We start from the raw sequence: 22,141 nt of genomic DNA on the forward strand, positions 1-22,141 counted from the left end.
AGGATAAGATTAGAAGGAGGGTGAAGAAGAGAAGTCTGCTTTTTTTCTGCATCGCGAATGACAGCAGGCCTATTGATATTTTGTTTTTTTGTATGCGCTTACAAACTGGGAGGGATTGCATTGAACAAAAAAACGCTTGGCGGATTGCTGCTTGGCACAGCCGTCATATTATCCGGCTGCGGTGCGGACCAAGGGGCACCGGCACCCGCAAACGAAACCGCTGTGAGCAAGAAAGACCCTGTCGAGCTGACTGTATTTTTTCCGTTTCCGGCGGATTGGCCCGAAGAGGAGTTTACGAAAACGTTCGCACAGCCGATTATGACCAAATTCCCCCATGTTAAGATCAACTATATCGCCGGGGGCAAGGTGCAGGAGCTGCTGACCGCAGGACAGAAGATCGATATCGTGTTCGCTTCCATAGGAGCAAGCCCCGCTCATCTGATGGAAAACAAGTTGGAATACGACATTACGCCGTTGATCAAAAAATATAACTTCAGCTTGGATCACCTTGAGCCAACGATGGTTGATACGGCCAAAAAGCTGGCGAACGGCGGCATGTACGGCTTGCCGGTGTACACGCCTCCTTCGGCGATTTACTACAACAAGGATATATTCGATAAGTTTGGTGTGCCTTATCCGAAGGACGGGTTAACTTGGGATGATCTGTATGAGATGAGCAAAATCTTGACCCGTATGGACGGAGGCGTACAATATTACGGACTTGGCTCCTCTTACGGCCACTTGAGCATGATGAATCATTATTCGATTCCACTCGTCGATACCGAGACGAGGAAGTCTACGTTCGATACCGATGAGAGGTGGAGGCTATTCGCCGATAACTTGATCCGATTCTATAAGCTGCCGGGCTACGAAACGGTCAAATCGAATCAAATATCGGAGCCGCACGAGAGAAACCGGTTTTTCAAGGACCGGAACGTAGCGATGTTTTTGGCGACAACGGCGCTGCACACTGCGCAGGAGATTGGGGATATGAACTGGGATTTGGCCTCCTTCCCGGTGTTTAAAGACAAGCCCGACACCGGTCCGCAGGCGTATCCGACCTACTTTTATGTGACGTCGATGAGCGAGCATAAGGATCAGGCGTTTGAGGTGATCTCGTACTTGACGACCGAGGAATACCAGTCACAGCAAATTAAGGACGGCAAATTTTTGACTTCCTTAAGAAATCCATCGCTTAGACAGATGTTCGGCCAGAACAACCCGATGTACAAAGGTAAAAACGTCAAAGCTTTCCAGCCGGATAAGTATGCCCCCGCCGGCTCGGTCAACAAATACAACGGGAATGTCAACGCGGAATTTAACACGATCGTAAGGGACGTCGTATATAACGGCAAGGATACCAATACAGCGCTTCGTGAAGCGGCCGAGCGGGCCAACAAAAAAATTCAGGAGATGGATGCCGGTTCCAAGTAACGGCAAGAGGCTCCATTTATAAAAGGGAGGGGTTTTCCGTGAATGCAGCAACGAAGGCCATGAGGCAAGCTGTTCAGCCCAAGCGACTCATGGCTCTGATGATCATGATTACCTTGCTTTTCGGTTATGTTCCGGCAGCTTCCGTACAAGCGGAGCTGGTAACGAATGCCGTTCCAGTCGGGCCGAATCTGCTGGTTAACGGCAGCTTCGAGTCGGTGACAGGCGGATTACCGTCCAGTTGGAGCCGATGGGTTGCCAGCGGCACGCCGCAGTACGTTATCGATGAGGCGGTGTTCAAGGACGGCGGCAAATCGATTCGGATCCAAGCGGATGCTACCGCACGAAACAGCCTTACCCAGTCGGTTGGCGTGGAGCCGGGGGCAAGCTACCAGCTTAGTGCTTGGGTGAAAATGGATAACATCGTATCGACCGACAGAGGGGTTGTCATCCGCTACCAATTTTACAATTCGTCCAACCAGAAGATCGGCACGGACTCCTTTGCCGGAGCGCGTAAGGGGACTCAGAATTGGGAGCAAATAACGCAGAAGGTTACGGTGCCTGAAGGAGCCGTCCGCATGCTGTTCGAGCTGTTTCTTTGGAACGCGACAGGAACCGTATGGTTCGACGATGCCAAGCTGAGCAAGGAGGTGTCCATAACGGACATGATTACGACGCAGCACCCCCGGCTGCTGGCGACAGCCGCCGACTTTGCCGCCCTGCAGCAGCGTATACAAACGGACGTGCGGCTTTCAGACTGGTACGGCCGCCTTACTGTCAAGGCGAATCAAATTTTGACGGAGCCGGCTTCCCAATATGAAATACCCGACGGTGTTCGACTGCTCGCGGTCAGCCGTAAAGTGCTGGAGCGCATTCTGGCGTTGGGCATGCAGTATCGGATTAGCGGTGATTCACGCTACGCGGAGCGGGCGTGGACGGAGCTGGAGGCGGCGGGAAATTTCAAGGATTGGAATCCGAGCCACTTCCTGGATACGGCTGAAATGACGCATGCCTTCGCAATCGGTTACGATTGGCTGTACGATTATTGGACGGAAGAGCGGAGAGCGTTTCTGCGCAATTCCATTATAACGAAAGGTTTCATCCCGGCTTTGGCGGGATACAACAAACCCGAGTTTTGGGTCAACACGACGAACAACTGGAACTTTGTCGTCAACGGCGGCATCGGCATGGGCGCGCTTGCATTGGGGGATGAGCCCGAGGTAAAGGCGATGGCCGAAGACCTGCTGCAGCGCGGGTTTAACTCATTGCCGAAAGCGCTAGGCCAATGGGCGCCTGACGGCGGCTGGTACGAGGGACCTGGCTATTGGCAATATTCGATCCAATATATCGGGGTTTACTTCAAGGCGCTTCAGACGGCGCTCGGAACCGATTTCAACTTGTCGCAAAGCCCGGGCTTGCCGCAAAACGGTGATTTCCCGATTTTCATGTCCAGTCCGGTCAACCAAATATTCAATTTTGCGGACGCCGGCTCGGGTGTACCTAACTCCCCGTCGCTGCATTGGTTCGGAGAGCAGTTCAACAAGCCGGAATACGGCTGGTGGCAGACGCAGCGGGTCAACATGAACCCGTCACCGCTCGATCTGCTCTGGTATATGCCGAATAACTATGCGGGGCCTCGTGCAGCCAATGTTCCGTTAGACAAATACTTCCGCAACGTGGAAGCGGTCACCTTTCGCAGCGCCTGGGAAGACCCGCAAGCTTTGTATGCCGGCTTCAAGGGCGCCAGTGAGCAGAAAAACCATCACAATCTCGACGCCGGAACGTTTGTATTCGATGCACTTGGCATAAGATGGGCGCAGGAGCTTGGCGCAGACAACTACAATTTGCCCGGCTATTTCGGCAATCAGCGATGGAACTACTACCGGATGCGGGGCGAGGGGCAGAACGTGCTTGTCATTAACCCCGGGCAAGGACCGGAGCAGGACGACTCGAAGAGCATTGTGATCAACCGGGTCGAATCGACGCCGCAGGAAGCGCTCGCAGTTGCCGATTTGACCGCAGCTTACGCAAGCGAGGTTCATAAAGCCGAGCGCGGCATCCGGCTGCTCGATAACCGTCGGCAGATGCTCGTACAGGATGAAGTGCATGCGAAAGCGCCTTCCGACTATTGGTGGTTTATGCACACTTCGACCGATATTAAGGAAATCGCGAAGGACGGCAGCTGGGCTATGCTGTCCAAGGACGGCAAAAGGCTGTGGGCGCGCATATTGTCGCCGTCGCAGGCTAAGTTTGTCATGATGGATCCCGAGCCTCTGCCGACATCGCCTAATCCGGATGGGCAAAATCCGAACAGCGGCATCCGCAAACTTGCTATCCACGTCGAGGATGTGCAGAATTTGCAATTATCGGTACTGATGGTGCCTTTACGCGAGGGAGAAGCCCCGCCTACACAGCTTCCGGCGGTACAGCCGCTGTCCCAGTGGCAGACAAACGCCGCAACGGCTCCACTGCTGAGCGGTATATCGCTGGATGGCGTTCCGCTGGCCGGCTTTGAAGGCAGGACCTTCACGTACGACGCGGCACTGCCTCTAGGGACGACGAACGCTCCGATTGTGACGGCGACTGCGGCCGATGCTGGCGCGTCTGTAACGATCTCGCAGGCGGACAGCTTGCCTGGTGCCGCATGGATCGATGTATCGAAGCCCGGCGGAGGAAGCGCACGGTATGCGGTGTACTTCCCTGGAAAATCCAATGCAGGGCAGGCGGGCTTGCCAATTGTCGCCGTGACGGCGAGCGGAGATGACGGGAACGTTCCGTCGAATACGATTGATGACGATTTGGGAACCCGCTGGTCAGCTCTTGGGGACGGACAGTGGATAAGCTATGACCTGGGTTCCGCCCAAACGGTGCGCAGCGTGTCCATAGCCTGGTACAGAGGAATGGAACGCACCTCTTCGTTCGATATCGACGTATCGGCTGACGGCACGAGCTGGGCACGTGCATTTAGCGGCAGCAGCTCCGGGAATACCGACGAGCTGGAAAATTACAATACTGGCGAGCAGAACGTGCGCTATATTCGAATCGTCGGACACGGAAACTCGCAGAACGAATTTAACAGCATCTCGGAAGTCCGTATTTACGATCAGGTAGTTCCCGGTCAGACCAAGCCGCCGAGCTTGAAAGCAGTAGCTCTCGCGTCCGACTTGACGGAACTGAAGGTGACGCAATCGGCGCAGCTCCACCTTACCGGAACGATGACGACGGGCGAACCGCTCGATAGGAGCCGGGCGACGGTGGAATACGTGTCCACCGACAAGGACGTCGTATCGGTGAGCGGATCAGGGCTTGTGACAGCAAATGGGGTGGGGACGGCCAAAGTAGCGGCATTCGTTGAGCTTGACGGCTATCTCAAATTCGCGGTGGTCGAATTTCAGGTCATCGATCCGCTCAGCCTTAAGCTTCTGCCGGTCAAGGACGCTTTCGTGAGGAGCGGTGACTACGCCGATACGAATTATGGAACCGCCACCAGCCTGACGGTCAAAAAGAGCACGCCCAACTTCGGACGAGAGACTTTCTTCCAATTCGATTTGAACGGTATAGCCGGCGATTTGAACTCGGCTGTTCTGTACCTATATGGGGTGACGAACGATACAGCCGGAACGGAAGTAGACAATACGGTCCGGGCGGTAAGCAACGACAGCTGGATGGAAAAGGAAGTGACCTGGAACAACAAGCCTGAAACCCAAGAGCCGCTCTCGACGGTTACCGTCGACAATGTGGCGGGGTGGCGCGCGTTTGACATCACGTCTTATATCGCCGGGCAGCTATCCGGAGATAAGACGGCGAGCATGGCGATTGTTCAAGATGTATCGTCTGGATTGGCTACCAATTTCAATTCCAGGGAGAATGGCAGCTTCAAGCCCTATCTGGAGCTTAAGCTGACCGATAGCACCGCCCCTGTCATCGGCGTCTCAGGTGTAACAGAAGGCCTTAGCTACCCGGTAAGCGCGTCGCCCGTCGTCACGGCGAGCGATGTTGAGACCGGAGTGAAGAGCTTGATCGTCAAGCTGAACGAGCAGCCCTTCGTGTCAGGAACGGCCGTAACCGCGCTGGGGCTTCACACCTTGAGCGCATCGGCAACCGATTTTGCGGGCAATCAGGCGAGCGAGTCTGTCACGTTTGCCGTCTATGATCCGGCGCGTGGCCCCGTTACCATAGCGGGTTGGTTCCCAGAATCGACTGCAGGCGATACGGTTACGGGAAACACATACGGCAAAATCCATCTTACCGGCAAGCTAGGCTATGGTGGCGGCTACTTACCCGAAGGAATGGGGATACATCTCCAGTCGAGCGGACTTAAGCTTGAGATGAGCAGCTTTCAATATCTTGTCATTGACGATAATCGCGTCATCGTAGAAGGATCAGCGAGAGGTGCGGACAATGAACGGTATGTCGTTAGGTTGACTTTGACAAAGAACGAGTCCGGAAGCCCGAGACCGACGACGACCGCTTCCTTTGTTTTGTGGAAAGGAGATGAGACCGTCCCAGTCATGACTGTAACTGATCAGCCTCTTACCGGTGCCGTGACGTTCCATAAAGCTCCTGAATAAATTTTATTTTCTTCAGACATCAACCCAATACCAAAACAATAGTAGGGACTCATAATTTGGAAAGGGGTCCCTCTTTTATTGAAGTAGTTTGTCATTGATAGCTTTATAAAAAAACTAAGACGCGGCTGTCGGCATGAATCGGCAGCCGCGTTAAGCTGTTAACAGCAGGATACTTCCAATACGTGCTATTATTGAATTGTTTTTGGAGCAGGAGCAGGCACGGCATCTGCTCCAATTAATTGGGGAATCCTGTCAATCCAGAAGATTTCTCTTAAATTTTTTTTGCTTTTCTGTCACACTTCACATCCCTTGCCCGTCATACAGGTAAAATTTGAAAGGGATGATGAGTGATGCAAAAGGTTGACGTGGTCGTGGTTGGTGGAGGGATTGCGGGTTTAACCGCAGCAATTTACGCAGCTAAAGCCGGGAAACAAACCATGGTCGTTGAAAAACAAGATCGCTTAGGCGGCCGAGCCATTTCCAACAAGAAAAAAGGAGCTTACTTCAATTTGGGCGCGCATGCCTTGTATACGGGAGATGCGTACGCGACTTTCCGGGAATTGGGACTGACCCTGCAAGGAAAGCAACCTTCGAGTGATGCGTATGGCATTTGGAAAGGGAAATTGAACACCTTGCCTTCGGATATGAAATCCTTGTTTACGACCCCGCTGTTGTCTTGGAAAGGAAAGATGGAGTTTGCTTCCTGTCTTACGAAACTTTTAAAAATGGATATTCGTCGATTTGATCGGATCAGTGTCCGCGAATGGGTTGAAGGGAATTTGCGAGATCCCATGGTGCGCAATATCTTTTATTCGTTACTTCGTGCCGCCAGTTATGTGGCCGGGCCGGATTTGCCAGCCGCGGGTCCTGTATTGAAACAACTGCAGAATGCCCTTAAAGGCGTGTTGTACCTGGATCGTGGCTGGGGTGAATTGGTCGAGGAATTGCGGCAAAAGGCAACCGATCTGGGAGTGCGGTTTGAAACAAATACCAAAGTCTCGTCCATCGATACCCGAGGCGGGATTGTGCGGCAGGTTCTCTGTGAAGACGGAACGAAAATCGATACGCTCCATGTTGTCCTTGCCACATCACCTTCTGTCGCAAATCAGCTGGTGCCCTTTGCAGAGGAAACCGCCCTTCATACCTGGAAAGAACAAGCGATTGAGATCACAGCGGCTTGCCTGGACGTGGCCTTGAAACGACTTCCCAAGCCTAAACAACAATTTGCATACGGGATCGATCAGACCGTGCTTCTTACCAATCAATCGCGTGCCGCTTATTTAAGCGACGATGGCGCGCAAGTCATATCGCTCATAAAGTACCAAGGGAAAGAAACGGACCCGGATAAAGATTTGCATGAACTGGAAGGCGTGCTGGATTTGATGCAGCCGGGATGGCGGGAAGAATTGATTGTCAAGCAATACCTTCCTAAACTGACGGTTTGTCACGACTTTATGCATATGAAACGTCTTGAGAATCCCGGACCCGCTGTCCCGGAAATACAAGGATTATATGTAGCAGGTGAATGGGCGTCGCACGGTGAAGTATTGGTTGATGCCGCGACGGCAAGCGCCAAAAGAGCCATACAACACATGCTCTCCCTTGAGAGCAAGGAGAGGAATGCCTCCTATGAGCATAGAGGAATTATATAAACGTTATAAAACGGAGCTGTTTTCGTTAGCCTATCGAATGCTCGGCAGCGTCATGGATGCGGAGGATATCGTACAAGATGCTTTTTTGAGCTATGACGGGCTGTCCGACGTCGGGACAATCCGAAACGAAAGGGCATTCCTATACAAGATCGTAACGAATCGTTGTCTGGATCTGTTGCGCTCGTCAGCCAAAAAGCGGGAAATGTACGTCGGTCCATGGCTTCCGGAGCCCTTGATTGAAAAAGGGGCTGCTGACGACGATCCATCCAATAGGTATTTGCGATCGGAGTCGATTTCCACGGCTTATCTTCTGCTTCTGCAGCAATTGAGTGCATCGGAAAGGGCGGTTTTTCTTCTTCGAGAGATTTTTCATTATTCGTTTGAAGAGATTGCCGATATAGTCGGGAAAAACAGTGCGAATTGCCGGCAAATTTTCCACCGCGCCAAAAAAAGCATCCATTTCGACCCGGACCAGCAACCGCCGGTTTCCATTGCGGAGGAGAAGATTAAAGAGTTTGTGAATTCGCTGTTGCAAGGAAATACGACGAAGCTTCTTGAACTCGTTAGTGAAAATGTTGTGCTCTACTCGGATGGCGGAGGCAAAGTAAGCGCGGCACAAGTGCCTGTTGTCGGGTTTGAGCAAGTGCTGAAGCTTCATCGCAATGTGATCAACATGCATGCAGGCAAATTTAAGTACTCGTTCCTCATGGTAAATGGTCTCCCCGGAATCTGCATTCGTTTGGATGAAGGGATTCAATATGTTTATTCTTTTGCTTATCGAGATCATAAGATCGAAGCGATTTATACCGTCGCAAATCCGGAAAAGTTAAGACATCTATAGAATCACGACTTAAAAAGAGCTGTATAGTAAAATTCTACAGAGGAGCTGCCGAGGCAGCTCCTTTGCCAAAGTCTGAGGCGAGGCCGGTGTTGATTCGTCGCCCGTAGCGGACTAAGAAGCTCGCCTGCCATCGCGGGAGACAGAGGTGCTGCGGCTGATGGCGCTAGGGCTGGCGAACAAGGAAATCGCGGCTCGGCTTGTCATTTCGGAAGGTACCGTCAAGCTGCATCTGCACCGCATATATAGCAAGCTGCAGGCGAGTGGCCGCGTTCAGGCGATTCGCGCGGTGGAGCGGATGGGTCTGCTGGGTAAACGGGAAGACGATTAGCCAAAACATATATCTCCCCCCTATATCGTTCGATAGACGCGCTTGCTCCCCGCTGCGGGTTACAATCGATGCAGTCGGATCATAGGGGAGGAGATTTTCAATATGAAAAATAGCTTTGACGTCGTCATCGTGGGTGCTCGCATCGCCGGGTCGGCACTCGCCTGGGAGCTTGGCAGCGTGGGCTACAACGTGCTGCTGCTGGATCGGGTACATTTTCCGAGCGATGTGCTATCGACCCACAACTTTTTCAACAATTCGGTTGCGATGCTGCGGGAAATGGGTGTGCTCGACCGGCTGCTGGCTACGGGAACGCCGACGTATCGGAGGGCGTACATTCGGATGGAAGATACGGTGATCGACGGGGCGTTTCCAGAAATCTCGGGGGAAACTGAATGCCTCTGCATCCGGCGCACCCACCTTGACCGGATCTTATTCGAGCACACCTCCGCGCATCCGAACGTTACAGCGCTGGAAGGCTTCCGTGCGATGGGACTGCTGTGGGACGGCGATACGGTCATCGGCGTCGAAGGGGTCGGGAAGGACGGGGAAACGGCGGCTTTTTACGCCAAGCTCGTCGTCGGCGCCGACGGGAGGCGGTCGCAAGTGAGGCAGTGGGCCGGAAGCTTGCGAAAAAGGGCCGTACCGACGGATTTCGCTTCGTATGTCGGCTATTTCGAAGGCTTCCGGCAGGAAGGCGAACGGTGCACGGAATTTTACAAAATGGGCGAACAGTTGGCTATCGTTTTCCCAACTAGCGACGAGCTGCATGTCGTCGGCCTTATGTTTCCGCTCGCCTGGAAGGCGCGGCTCGATAAGTTCGCTAGGGAGGCGGAAGCGTGTTTCCGGGAAACGATCGAAGCCGGTCTTGCCGCCACGTCGTTTCCGCGGCGGTTGCGCGACGCCAAGCTGGTCGGGCCGATCAAAGGGCTGCACGGCTACGATAACGACTGGTACGAAGAAATGGGCCGCGGCTGGGCGTTGACGGGAGACGCGCTTGCCTTCAAGGACCCGGCGGTCGGACAAGGCCAGCACGATGCGTTGTACGGAGCCCGCGTGCTGACGAAGGTGCTCGCCTCACACGATTCCTGGGAGGGGCAATGGGGGACGATGGCGAACGAGTATGCGGGCGAGCTGGAGCACAAGATGCTGTCGCGGTTTTATATGGCGTGCCATTATACGAAAAACGTGCCGTTGTCGCCGGAGCAGACGGCTGTCAACCGGTTGATCGGCAGCGTTCCGGAGGCAACGAGAGCTTTTCTCGGCATATACAACCATGCATACGAGCCGCACGAATTGGAGAGCATCGTTTCGGATATTTTGCAGCGGTAACTTTTTTCGGATGCAATGGGGAGATCGGCATTGATGGAGCGTTTGATGAGGGGGGGCGCGTGTGCCCGGAAAGCATTTGGAATAAACATAGCCACCGTTGTCGTTTCTTACTGCATTCGTTTGCCGGAATTATCGGCCCGGACGTATAGCGCTGGCTAAGGAACTGAGAAGCATTAATGAAAATCCGTCATGGATAGCGAAAATCGCTTAAGGAAAGTCACGCATAACTCAAGTTAGACGAAATCATAGACTAGGGAAGGGCTGGCATCTCGGAACAGGTGGTAGCTGATAGTGGAAGACAACCTAAGGGTAAACGCTAGAGCGTTTACCTTTTTTCATTACAAAGTGAAGCCGTTTTGATGTTATTTGCTCCAATTGGTTTGAAAGTGTAGCTCTCTTCGTCGATTCGGATGGACAACCCGCTACCATAGAGTTGCAAATACAAGAAGTTCATATGAAACTCAGATTTTACTTGGAAAATAAAAAGCTGCCAATGGCAGCCCTTAATCTACTTAAAAATATCGAACCTATTGTCTTTTAATCCAGTGGTTAGACCAAATTTACTATTAAAATGCCAAGTCATTGGATAGTATGTTACATCATTATAAACTAAAAATGGATATTCTTCATTCACATTATCCACCCATACATCATTGACAAAAATATTGAATGTTGGAAGGTGCGCATACATGTTTGTAGGCTGAGTAGAGGATGCCTTAATACGTTGGAAATGCACACCCTCCCCAATCTCTGTGTCAGTTTTTCTTAATGATAAGCCCACTTCATTTGACCAAGTGTTTTCAATGGTAAGAGTTGAACACATATCATAATTCAACGGTGCGTAGATGATATCATTGTACAAAAAAAATGGGTATTCTAAAGTAGAGTTTTGAGCGTCTGAAGCTCCAGTTTTATAGTTAATATAAATCTTAAATGTCGGAAGAGTAACTTTAACATACCCATAAGGAGTAGTTTCTTCAACATCAGATGTAGAGGGTGTAGGTTCATTCGTTGGGATATCTACGCCTATGAAAAAGCCACCACCCTTATGATAGTGATACTCACCATCCTTTAAACCCCATTTTGCGCAATTAGTCCGGCAAGTATGACCACCTTTAGAATCAGTCCTTCCAGGATGGGCACTTGAAATTGATGCAAAAGATAGACTAAGTAGTGCAACAGTAAGAATTGCCTTTTTGAGAATCATGGTACGACCTCCTAGTATGATTCAAAATACCTAGTAGATATTACCATGGGAATTAAATTACAGCAATTATATTTTCTATAACTGCTGATGGTAAACTTCAGTTTTCAGCAGACCATGATGAAGCTGTTTTACTTCCAATTGAAATCATTCTCGCCCTAGGGGTGCAAGAAGGGCTTTTTCAGGAATTTACCAAAACATCAGCAAGGGTGATGGCGTTAACAATTAGAAATGCCATTGACGGGTTGGCCATCTAAACAATCTACATCGTTGCGCTAACGGGTACGATAGCTCAATAAAATCGAGAAGACGACAGCTGATTAATATAGCTGCCGTCTTCTCAACTAGCTTTCAGTTTGATATGGTAGAATGGACTTGCATGACGGACATCGGGGGAACAGATAATGAACAAAACCGAACGGCAGCTCGCCATAATGCTTGAGCTACAACGGAGCAAGTTATTGAGAGCGGAAGACTTGGCGTCTCAGTTTGAGACAAGCGTGAGGACAATATATCGAGACATACAGGCTCTTAGTGAAATGGGGGTTCCGATCCTTGGGGCTCCCGGGCAGGGTTATTCCCTAATGGATGGATATTTTCTTCCACCGATCGGGTTTTCTGCTGAAGAAGCCGTAACCTTGCTTATGGGGGCTGACTTTATCGAGCAGCGGTTGGATGGTGATTACGTAAGTGTATCTAAAGCGGCTCGACGCAAAATTGAAGCTATCCTGCCTGAACCAGTACGAGACGAGTCGACGCGCGTTCGGGAAACGATGCGGCTTCTTCAAGCCGGCGAGCCGGTAACCAGCTGGAAGGAAAAGGACTATCTCGGACAAGCGAGGCGGGCGATTATGGAACGCCGTAAATTACGTATCACGTATCTGAAAAAAATGCCGGAAACGGACGGCAATCGGAAAAGCACGCGTGATGTCGCTCCATACGGATTGGTGCTGGTTCAGGGAAATTGGATTTTGATTGCACGCTGCGACTTGCGGCAGGAAACTCGGCATTTCCGGTTGTCACGGATGATGGGGCTTACCGTGTTGGAAGATCGCTTTCTCATTCCACATGGATTTAACCTTAACAATTACCGTCAGCCGGACGACCGTAACGAACGGGTGCTGGTTCGGGCTAATCCCGAAATCGCGGACAAAATCGCTGAGACTTGTTATTTTTATATGGAATCGATTGAGGAGCGGAAGGACGGTCTTTTAGTCAACTTTCTTGTCCGTCAGCCGGAGGAACTGCTGCCTTATCTCCTCGGCTGGGGCGGGGATGTCGAGGTGCTGGAACCGGAGACTTTCCGACATCGGATTCGGGAAGAAGCCGAAAAAATTTTAAAACGCTACTGACACACTGTTGTCAGGAGCGTTATTTTATATTGGGATTATATTCAAGAATAAATAATAAGGAGTGGATTGATTCATGAGAAGTACAGCGGAAGCATCACAGGCATTTGAAACGATAGTAGAACGTTATTTGATCGAACTGGAAGGCCTCGATATGGAGCAACTGATAAAAAAACCGAACGAGGAGGAATGGTCGATTGGTCAAATGTATATGCATTTGATTCAATCGGCTCAATTCATGCATTTAAACAATGTAGATCAATGCTTGGCTGGAGGTAATGCAACGATAGATGCTATGGAGGAAAAAACGGAGAGGGGCAAGGAAGCCTTTGAACTGGGAAGCTTTCCGCCCGTTCGGATTCGGGTCCCCGCTTCACCGCAATACACCCCGAAACAGCCGGAGAGTAAAGAGCAGCTGGCAGAAGGTATTCGTGGTGTAGTAGAGCGTATGAAACGTACTGAATCCGCTCTGAGTAAAGTGCACGAAAGCAAAAAAATTCTTCATCCCGGATTCGGTGCACTGAGCGCCATTGAGTGGTTTTTGCTTGTAGAAATGCATTACAGGCATCATCTATTGCAGCTGGAGACTTTGAAAACTTTTATAGGAAATAACGCATAAATGACTACGAAAGAAGGGGGCGAGGTGATGCAGAGTGCTATTGGCCAGCATGGCCGATGTAGGATTGGCGTTGTACTTCTCATGTGGATGTCGAAACATTAATATTTCACTTTGTAGTACTTGAGTCCGTGCCGGCTGGCTTTATATAGTATTTATATTTTCTTCTACCCAGGTAATCTGAGATCCGAGATCTGCAGAACAGCTTTCTAGAAATGATATTACACCCTGGCCGGACAGGGCGTCCCAGTCGATGATCCGGAAGCTGTCCCTGCCGCACGCCAGCACATTGTTGTCATTAAGGTCGTTATGAACAACATCGCTCACGGGGTGTAGAAATGCAGGTGTCTGCCACCTTGGGTGGACCGAAGGCGAATGTCCCGAAGCGTCTTTTGTGGCACAAACGATTATGCAACTTTGTTTGTGTCATCTTACATTGTCGTTATCTAACTCCATAAAGATTGAGATGATCTTCTATTGTATTTTTCATGATCCCATCAATTACAATCTTTCCGTCAATTTCACGATTATGTAGATAATTTACTATATCTTCTATGGTTACGATGGCATTGGTTTGAATGCCATAGTCATCATTTAGTTCCTGAATCGTCGTCTTATTACTCAGTCCCCTCTCTAAACGGTCAACTGAAACGATTAAATTTGTAATCTTTACATCTGCTGTGTTGTTCAGTAAATTTATACTTTCTCTTACTGCTGTACCCGCAGTAATCACATCTTCAATGATTGCAATACAATCGTTATTTTGAGGTATATACCCTATGATTTGTCCTCCTTCACCATGATCTTTCTTCTCTTTTCTATTAAATGTTATCGAGATGTCTCTATTATATTTATTGTATAAAGCAGCAGAAGCAGTTACCGCCAACGGGATGCCCTTGTAGGCAGGACCGAAGAGAACATTTACGGATTTATCCAAGTTTGAGTGTAAACAATCAGCGTAGTATTCGCCTAAAATAGTAATTTGCTTCGCAGTTTGAAAATTCCCTGTATTAATCATGTATGGTGTCTTTCTACCACTCTTAGCTACAAAGTCGCCGAATATAAGAGCATTCGATTTAACCATAAATTCAATAAAATCTCCTTTTTTACTCAATTCAATACCCCCTAAAATATTAAAACTTCTCTCGTATATTAACATATTTAGGAACTAAACTGCCCGTTAGTTTTTGTGTCGTGATATAAAGCGGTTCCTTTTATTTGCATGATATTGCATCACCTGCTATTGCCGTTATGACCTCAGATAGCTTGAATACCTAATTCGTGCGTTTGGATGGGAATGATCCTTCCCTTTATAAATGCGTAGCGAAGACAATTTTGAGTAATATTAGAGTAAAAAGTAGCATAGCTTTTCCTTCTTTTGGAATGTATACTATATTGTTGTAAGCGCTTATAACTGGGAAGCTCGGGTTGGAGACGATGAGAAAAACCCTTTCCTGCTGATCCATTTCTTTCAATGAAAGAAACAGAAGCAGAAAACTGGGGGTGATTCATGGTCTTTTTTTGCGTTCAAACAAAGTGACAGGATTCCTTAATTAGTACAAAAAACCGCAGGGAGGCAAGTTATGAAGAGGACGCAATCCGTTCGCCGCACGATAAGTTTCTTGTTAGCTATCACGCTGATCATTTCCTGGGTAACCCCGATCGGTCCCGTATATGCACAGGCAGCCGCTGCCGTAGGAAGCACCACCCCGCATCTGCTGATTACGGAGCTCGTTCCGGATACGTCCAACGTTAACGGCGCCGACGGCTATGAATTTATAGAGGTATATAACAATACGGACAAGCCGATTTCGTTTAAGGATTATAAAATCATATACCGCTATTTGGAAAGCGAATCGACGTGGGCCTTCGAGCCTGATAATGTCGTTGTGCAGCCACGGGATACGCTGTTGTTTTGGATTATTAACACGTACAACCCGCACCTGACCGTGGCGGACTTCAACGCCCACTTCAAGACAAATTTGGTGGAAAATCAGGACATAGTACTCATCCATTCGGGCGGGATGGCCAATACACGGATGCGTGAGGTAGTCGTTGCTACGAATACCGGACATGAGATTGTGACCGCTTTTTATAACGAAGGCGAACAGATCACGGCACCGGACAAGGGGATTTTTTACAGATATCCGGAAGATGGCAGCAACAAAATGGCGCTGACCAGCGGAGGCCAACTTCCAGCTACACCGGGAGTCGTCGATCCTGGTCAAGTTCCGTCAGAGCCGCTGCATATTGTGGATACGACGGCTCCTGTCATCCGCAATGAGACAGGGGCATCGGCTGATCCCGCTCAAGGCGTGGAGATCATCGCCGAAGCGCAGGACGATACGTGGGTTAAGACGCTTACTTTGATGGTCAAGACAGAGAAGAGCGGCAGCTTTACACCGTTTAATATGAAGCTGAGCCGCCAGGATTCCAAATACCATCATACGATAGGGCTATTGGACCTGATTGGCAATGCTTACCTGGACTACTATTTCGTAGCAACGGACGGTGTTCATGAGACGACAAGCGATACGTATCGCATCGATCTCGACGGCAACGATGCAAGCCCGCGATTGAATGTTGCGGAGGGCAGTATCCTCAAAGGACCGACGCTGCTTAAAGCGTCTGCGAAGCATACGGACCCGCTGCAGCTGCAGCTGACTATCGACGGATCCGTCGTAAGCGGAACTTATCGCGCATTGGAAAAACCGGCTTACTTCGTTTTCGAAGCCCAGGGAATGAACGGCAAAAACGCCGTGACCTCCGGCAGTGAAATTTTGTACATGGCCGATCAGGCGGTCAATGATTTCGGCTCGGTCATCGCCCCTATTGATCCATCTAAGCTGCATGAGGGGGACAATGTCATCGCAATCCGTGCAGGCAGCAGCGTAAGGCCGTATTTCGAAGATAATCCGGAAACGAACCTGGACGACTACGATGTGAGAAATGTCAGATTGCTGCTGGCGGATGGAACGGAGATTCGGGCTAACGGCTATGAGGACCCGACAAAACTGCTGGATATCGGGGATAACGGGCGGTTCCTCCCGGTGGTGTATTTTACGTTCCCTATTCCGTCCGAGAAGCTGACTTCCCTTGCTTATCCGTGGAATACGGCTGCCGCAGCGGACGGCGACCATCAGATTAAGGTGAGCGCTCCGGATCAAAGCCAGGCAACGGTTCGGGTAAAGGTAGACAATACCGCACCGGAAATCCGTACGAGCGTAGAGGAAGGGAAGGCGTACAAAGGCGCCTTTACGATTGAGGCAGCGGCCGTCGACCCGGTAGCCGGCGTCAAGACGGTGGAGGTGCAGCTGGACGGGAAGAGAATTCAGACTCCTTACGGGGCTTCGTCAGCAACGCTCTCGCCCGGCAGCCATGAGCTGAGGATCGAAGCGGAGGACCGCGTCGGCAATCGTGCGGAGAAGAGCGTGCGGTTTACGACACCGGTGGAGACACCTGACGAGCCTGCAGTAGCAGCACCTTCGGACGGGGCGGTCGGCGTCGATTTGAACCCTGCACTCCAAGTGCGTGTCAATGACCCGACCGGCGACGATATGAAGGTTACTTTCTACAAGGGCTATAAGTACGGCGCAGCCAACCGCGACAGCGTTCGCTTCTTTACGAATGCGACAGACTGGGAGCCGCCTTCCGTATTTCAGCCGGCAGGTGAAACCGAGCTGACGGAGGAGGAAGCAAGCAAGCTGTTGGCAGTGGACGGCCAATATGCGACGATAGACTCTACTACACAATTCCCGTATTTGCGTATGCAGGTGAAGCTCGATGAGGGTGTAAGCAATGACGATCAGATCGAGATCGTATGGAAAGGCCATTCGTTGGCCGGACGCAAGGTGACGATGTATGCGTGGAACCATGCGCAGGGCCAATGGACGGACGCCGCTTCCTTCGTCCCGTCGACGGAGGACGATTTTACCTTGCGGGGCAAAGTGACCGCCCGTGACTATGTCAGGGATCGGAAGGTTGATGTCATTGTACAGGACCAGATTCCTGCGCGCGGGGATTATGACTATACGTTTGTCTGGATGTCGGATACCCAGTTTTATTCCGAGCTGTACCCGCACATCTATGAATCGCAGGTGAACTGGATCAAAGACAAGGCTAGCGAGATGAACATTCGCTATGTCGTTCACACCGGGGATCTGGTGAATGAGCCGACGGCGGCATACCAGTGGGATAGAGCCAGCGCCAATATGAAGGTTTTGGAGGATGCCAACATCCCTTACGGCGTACTCGCAGGCAATCATGATGTCGGGACGACCGATAGCGATTATACGACCTATTACAAATATTTCGGAGCGGACCGCTTTGAGCGGCAGCCTTATTACGGAGATTCTTATAAGAACAACCGCGGCCATTACGACTTGATCTCCGCGAACGGAAACGATTATTTGTTCTTGTATATGGGCTGGAGCATCGGCAGCGAGGAAATCGCCTGGATGAACAGCATATTGGCGCAGTATCCGGAGCGCACAGCCATCATTTGCCTGCATGATTATTTGCAGCCTAACGGGACCCGGTCCGAGACAGGCAATACGATTTATCAAGAGGTAGTTCTCCCGAATAGCAATGTCGTTGCCGTGTTCAGCGGCCATTATACAGGCAGCGCGCTCCTAACGGATCAGGTGGACGACAATGGCGACGGTCAGCCCGATCGTAAAGTATATCAAATGCTTAACGATTATCAAGGCTTTGAGGAAGGTGGCCTCGGGTACATGAAGCTGCTGCATTTTGATACGGAAAGCGGCAACCTGTATGTCAATACGTACTCTCCTTACAAGAACGATTATAATTACTATGAACCGGATCAATATCCGGGCAAGGACGAAGTGACGTTAACGTTGAACTTGACGCCGAAAGAGAAACGGGTAGCGACTGACTATATCGAAGCAAAACTCCTGACGAACGAAGCAATCGGCTCCGTTGCTAAAGTATCCAGCGGGCAAATCGCACAGGTGCATTGGAACGGTCTCGGAGAGCTTAAGACTTACTCCTGGTACACGGTAGCGGAGGATGCGTATGGCGGCCGGATCAGCTCGGACGTATGGCAATTTACAACGAAGGATGCCATTACGGCCCCTGGCGGTCTGCGCGCCGTTACCGTTACCGATACGTCAGTGGAGCTTGCGTGGCCGAGGGTGACGGATGCCGGCTCGGGACCAATGAAGTACGATGTCTGGATGAACGGCAAGCTGCATGCAACGGTTACGGATACGGTATACGGGTCGGTTACGGAAGCTGTGTATAACGTGACCGGACTTGCGCCGGACACCTCGTATTCGTTCCACATTGTAGCCAAAGACGGCAAGGGCAATACATCGGACCCTAGTCCGGTGCTGACGGTCAAGACGCAGACCAATCTATCCGTTGTCCGGCAGGCCGTTCAGGATCTTGTGGCTTCCGGGCAGCTGCGGGCTCCGTTAGCAGCGCAATTGCAGAATAATTTGATGCAGGCCGAGCTTCAATACGATAAGGGATCGCTCCGACAAGCATCCAAGCATATGGAAGACTTCCTGAAGCATTTGAACAACAAAGCGATGGAGAAGCATATATCGGCTGAAGGGAAAAGCTTGCTCCAGCAAAAGGCAGACGCTTTGCTTGCGGTATGGAAAGCTATTTAAAGCAAGGGATTGCATAAAGCGTGTACTTGTTGAATGAACTGTAAGAGCCGATGGAGCCGGTGAGGCCGCTTCCATCGGCTCTTTTTTGACTATAGGACGGGGTCAGCAAAGTATGTAATAACGGTGGTTTTAAGAATAAGGAATATCGGTTAGCTTCTGATTATCACGGTTGTTGTACTTGGAGGATGTACTATTAACGGGTCATATACATCTACAACTTCGTATTTGAAGGTTACAGAAAAAATATTCTGATGATTATAAGGAAGCTTGGATTATTGCAAATAATCCATACGACTCGGAAAAGGGGAAGAACCTTGGGTATTAGAACAGGTTGCATTTCCAAGTGATGAAAAAGCATTAAGATAGAATGTAATCCGACTTTCGGATTAAGCTAACGGGTACGATAGTTCAATCAGACATGACGGCAGCCGGCTAAACGATCGGTTGCCGTTTTCGTTGAAGTAACGGACAGATTAGTTTAATGGGTTAAAGCGAAAATATGGTAATCTGTATTTAGACATTTTAAATCATGAGGAGTTAGAATCATGAGAAGAGTTAGTGCTGTAATACAAGATCCATATTTTGAGCAGCCCTATTGGATATCAAAAGTTGAATACAAGGAAACCACTTATCTTTCCAGATTTTCTACGTCGGAAGATGCCGGCCTGTTTTTGTCGTTGGTTTGCGGGTATAACAACATAGAAGTGGATAGAGAGCCTGCTGAGGTATTAAATGAACTTATAACCTTTGATGAAATTGCATTAAGTGGTGGAATAGCCTTTGCGAAGAAAAATAAAGTAATACTTCCGAGTTGTTGTTGTGGACTTGAGAATTGGAGAGACGTACTAGAAGCGATCCAAAGTAAAAAGGATGTATGGCTTGGTCATGATCCATTCCCCACTTTGGAATACTTAAATGATTCGGTAAGAGTTTGGTCTGACGATTATACTGGCACATTTAGAAAAGATTTGTCGGAGCGAGAATTACAGAAAATGTTTTATATAGAATACAACCGGAATGATTTAATTATTAAGCTTCAAGCCATTGAGACAGATTTGTTGGAGTTTTATAAGCATTCATTGGAAAAGGTATTATGCATGACTGATGATAATCTTAAAGAAATGTTATTTCTGAAATACTGTAGGTGGTTCAATCTGAAGGTAGGTTAAAGACCTCAAATGATTGAGCTAACGGGTACGATAGCTCAAGGTTACCTTCAAGGAGAGGTTGCATATGAATGAATTGGTAAATAAGATTATCATGGCTGTTGCAGATTTGTCTGATACAGAAAAAGAAACATTAATAATAGCATTAACAGAACACTTCGGAGAAGAAGTTGAATTCTTTGAGAAACTGACCATGTTTGATCCGGCAGATTTAGAAAAAATTCATTCATCTGTTTATGGTATGGTTATCACGAAAAAAGTCTTCCTGAAATATTAGCCAGGTATCAAATGAAGAATAATACTCCGCTTTCTCAAAAAAGAAACTCCTAAATGGATTCAGAGAATGGAACTAGTTTCATTTAAGTAACGGGTATATTAGACATAATCAAGCAATGAATAGTGTCATCTGAAATACTATCGGTCGGGTGTGAAAAATGGGATTATTAGATATTGTCAAAATAATAATAGGATTAACACTTGCATTTATCTTTATATATTTATTTGGAAACTTCAACCTGTCCAAAAAAGTAGTAAAAGCAAAAATAATAGATAAAAAGAAAAAAGAACTACGTAAATTTGTTTATTCAGAAAAAATTACAGTTTATATATACACAACAAATGAAATTATTGAATTAAATACAGCTGATTATTTTACGAAAACAGAGTACGAAGAGATATTGATTGGAAGTTCAGGTAACTTAACATACCGAGGGGCCTTGTTGATTAAGTTCACTATAGACCCAAAACACAAAGTTTGACTGACGCTCGTAGTTATTGTTTAGTTAACGGGCACGATAGTTTTATCAGTCAGGGAGCTGTTAGACGTGGCAGTTGCTCCCTGGTTTCATTCTCATACTAACGCGGCAAGCCGGCATAGTACGGTAACCGCGTTATGTGTTAGTGGGCAATCCGATGTGGGCATGGAACCATGGGTTTCGAACAACCCTTAATAGATAAGTCATTACGCTAACGGGTACGTTAGGTCAATTCCATCCAGGAGCAGTTTGCCGCCGCGGCAGCTGCTCTTTCTGTCATTAAGCTACTGGGCAGGATAGTTCAATTATTTCTCGAATATTTTCTGAGTTGGATAATTTTATAAACCTTGTGAATAAACGTTATGTGAAATCATAGTGTGATATTTAATGAAAGCATCTAAAGGAGCCCTGTATGAAGACAATTATCTATATGGTTAGGCATGGAGAATCACCATACAATGAAGGAAATGAAAGAACAAGAGGGCTTACCCCAAAAGGAAAGATCGATATTGAAAAAGTAACGAAGTTACTTATAGGTGAAGGAATAGACATGATTATATCAAGTCCTTATAATCGAGCAATTCTTAGTGTTGAGGGATTGGCCGAGCACTTAAAGTTAGATATTAAAGTATTTGAAGATCTTAGAGAACGTCATTTTGCATCTAATACTATTGAAAATGTAGAGTTAATGTCTAGTATCAGAGAGAGTTTTAATGACCCTAATTATACCTTGCCGGGTGGAGAGTCTAATGCTGATTGTCAGAAAAGAGCAATCTCAGTTCTAAAGCCCATACTAAAAGAGCACAGAGGGAAGAAAATAGCAATCGGGACTCATGGTCTTGTAATGACTTTGATGATGAACCATTTTGATCCAGCTTTTGGCTTGGAGTTTTTGAATCAATTAAAGAAACCAGATATCTATAAAATGCAATTCGAGGACTTAGAATTAGAAGAAGTAACAAGAATGTGGAATGATTAAGCTAACGGGTACGATAGTACTATAATGATATGACACAGTCGGTCGGCATGATCGGCTGTTTTTTCATTAAAGTAACGTGGCAAATATGATAAAATGAGGGAAATTGGTGTATGTGGCAGCTATGAAAGTAGGTGTTACTTGGAAACGTTAATTTTTCTGACAATTTTTTTTTGCTGCTGGATTTTCATATGGAATTATAGCGATTGTAAATCCGATTTGGGCATGGAAACATGGATTCCGTACAAACCCTAAAAAGGTTCGTGAACCAAACAGGGGGGAAT

General features: G+C 48.6%; 15 protein-coding genes. 13 read left to right on the top strand and 2 right to left on the bottom strand.

From position 1 onward, the window contains the following. Positions 1–120: 120 nt before the first annotated feature. The 6 genes from ACFQ88_RS10890 to ACFQ88_RS10915 all read left to right on the top strand — a co-directional run bounded on the left by ACFQ88_RS10890 (position 121) and on the right by ACFQ88_RS10915 (position 10,152). Positions 121–1,434, top strand: coding sequence for an ABC transporter substrate-binding protein (locus tag ACFQ88_RS10890; RefSeq protein ID WP_379454108.1), 1,314 nt, complete (start codon positions 121–123; stop codon positions 1,432–1,434). Positions 1,435–1,472: 38 nt separating this feature from the next. Next, a complete protein-coding gene (locus ACFQ88_RS10895) occupies positions 1,473–6,002 on the top strand; it encodes a CBM96 family carbohydrate-binding protein (protein ID WP_379454109.1) in 4,530 nt (1,509 codons plus the stop codon). A gap of 350 nt (positions 6,003–6,352) precedes the next feature. Then, positions 6,353–7,654: a phytoene desaturase family protein gene (locus ACFQ88_RS10900; RefSeq protein WP_379454110.1), complete on the top strand. Its 1,302-nt coding sequence runs from the start codon at positions 6,353–6,355 to the stop codon at positions 7,652–7,654. Further along, on the top strand, positions 7,632–8,495 hold the full coding sequence (locus ACFQ88_RS10905) for an RNA polymerase sigma-70 factor (protein WP_379454111.1): 864 nt from the start codon (positions 7,632–7,634) through the stop codon (positions 8,493–8,495). The genes ACFQ88_RS10900 and ACFQ88_RS10905 overlap by 23 nt, the downstream gene beginning before the upstream one ends. Positions 8,496–8,619: 124 nt before the next feature. Then, entirely contained in the window at positions 8,620–8,823 is a 204-nt protein-coding gene (locus ACFQ88_RS10910) for a response regulator transcription factor (RefSeq protein WP_379454367.1), read from the top strand. 102 nt (positions 8,824–8,925) lie between these two features. Further along, positions 8,926–10,152: an FAD-dependent monooxygenase gene (locus ACFQ88_RS10915; protein WP_379454112.1), complete on the top strand. Its 1,227-nt coding sequence runs from the start codon at positions 8,926–8,928 to the stop codon at positions 10,150–10,152. Between the two features lie 508 nt (positions 10,153–10,660). Here the strand turns inward: ACFQ88_RS10915 and ACFQ88_RS10920 are convergent. Continuing rightward, positions 10,661–11,359, bottom strand: a complete 699-nt coding sequence (locus tag ACFQ88_RS10920; protein WP_379454113.1) for a YHYH domain-containing protein — start codon at positions 11,357–11,359, stop codon at positions 10,661–10,663. Positions 11,360–11,760: 401 nt separating this feature from the next. Between ACFQ88_RS10920 and ACFQ88_RS10925 the strand changes: the two genes are divergently transcribed. Further along, entirely contained in the window at positions 11,761–12,708 is a 948-nt protein-coding gene (locus ACFQ88_RS10925; RefSeq protein ID WP_379454114.1) for a helix-turn-helix transcriptional regulator, read from the top strand. Between the two features lie 73 nt (positions 12,709–12,781). Next, complete coding sequence (locus tag ACFQ88_RS10930) at positions 12,782–13,324, top strand: DinB family protein (RefSeq protein ID WP_379454115.1); 543 nt, start codon at positions 12,782–12,784, stop codon at positions 13,322–13,324. 439 nt (positions 13,325–13,763) lie between these two features. Here ACFQ88_RS10930 and pyrE read toward each other — a convergent pair whose 3' ends face one another. Further along, positions 13,764–14,435: an orotate phosphoribosyltransferase gene (pyrE, locus tag ACFQ88_RS10935; RefSeq protein WP_379454116.1), complete on the bottom strand. Its 672-nt coding sequence runs from the start codon at positions 14,433–14,435 to the stop codon at positions 13,764–13,766. Between the two features lie 469 nt (positions 14,436–14,904). Between pyrE and ACFQ88_RS10940 the strand changes: the two genes are divergently transcribed. The 5 genes from ACFQ88_RS10940 (at position 14,905) to ACFQ88_RS10960 (ending at position 21,860) form a co-directional block, all read left to right on the top strand. Further along, the gene (locus tag ACFQ88_RS10940; protein WP_379454117.1) at positions 14,905–18,960 is read left to right on the top strand and encodes an FIMAH domain-containing protein; all 4,056 of its coding nucleotides are present in this window, start codon (positions 14,905–14,907) and stop codon (positions 18,958–18,960) included. A 545-nt stretch (positions 18,961–19,505) separates the two neighbouring features. After that, the gene (locus ACFQ88_RS10945; RefSeq protein ID WP_379454118.1) at positions 19,506–20,129 is read left to right on the top strand and encodes a hypothetical protein; all 624 of its coding nucleotides are present in this window, start codon (positions 19,506–19,508) and stop codon (positions 20,127–20,129) included. Between the two features lie 64 nt (positions 20,130–20,193). Then, positions 20,194–20,403: a hypothetical protein gene (locus ACFQ88_RS10950; protein WP_379454119.1), complete on the top strand. Its 210-nt coding sequence runs from the start codon at positions 20,194–20,196 to the stop codon at positions 20,401–20,403. Between the two features lie 157 nt (positions 20,404–20,560). Continuing rightward, a complete protein-coding gene (locus ACFQ88_RS10955; protein ID WP_379454120.1) occupies positions 20,561–20,884 on the top strand; it encodes a hypothetical protein in 324 nt (107 codons plus the stop codon). Between the two features lie 409 nt (positions 20,885–21,293). Then, positions 21,294–21,860: a histidine phosphatase family protein gene (locus ACFQ88_RS10960; protein WP_239633591.1), complete on the top strand. Its 567-nt coding sequence runs from the start codon at positions 21,294–21,296 to the stop codon at positions 21,858–21,860. The last annotated feature ends 281 nt before the right edge of the window (positions 21,861–22,141 follow it).

This window comes from Paenibacillus sp. NPDC056579 (genome assembly GCF_042793215.1).
Classification (GTDB): Bacteria; Bacillota; Bacilli; order Paenibacillales; family NBRC-103111; genus Paenibacillus_S.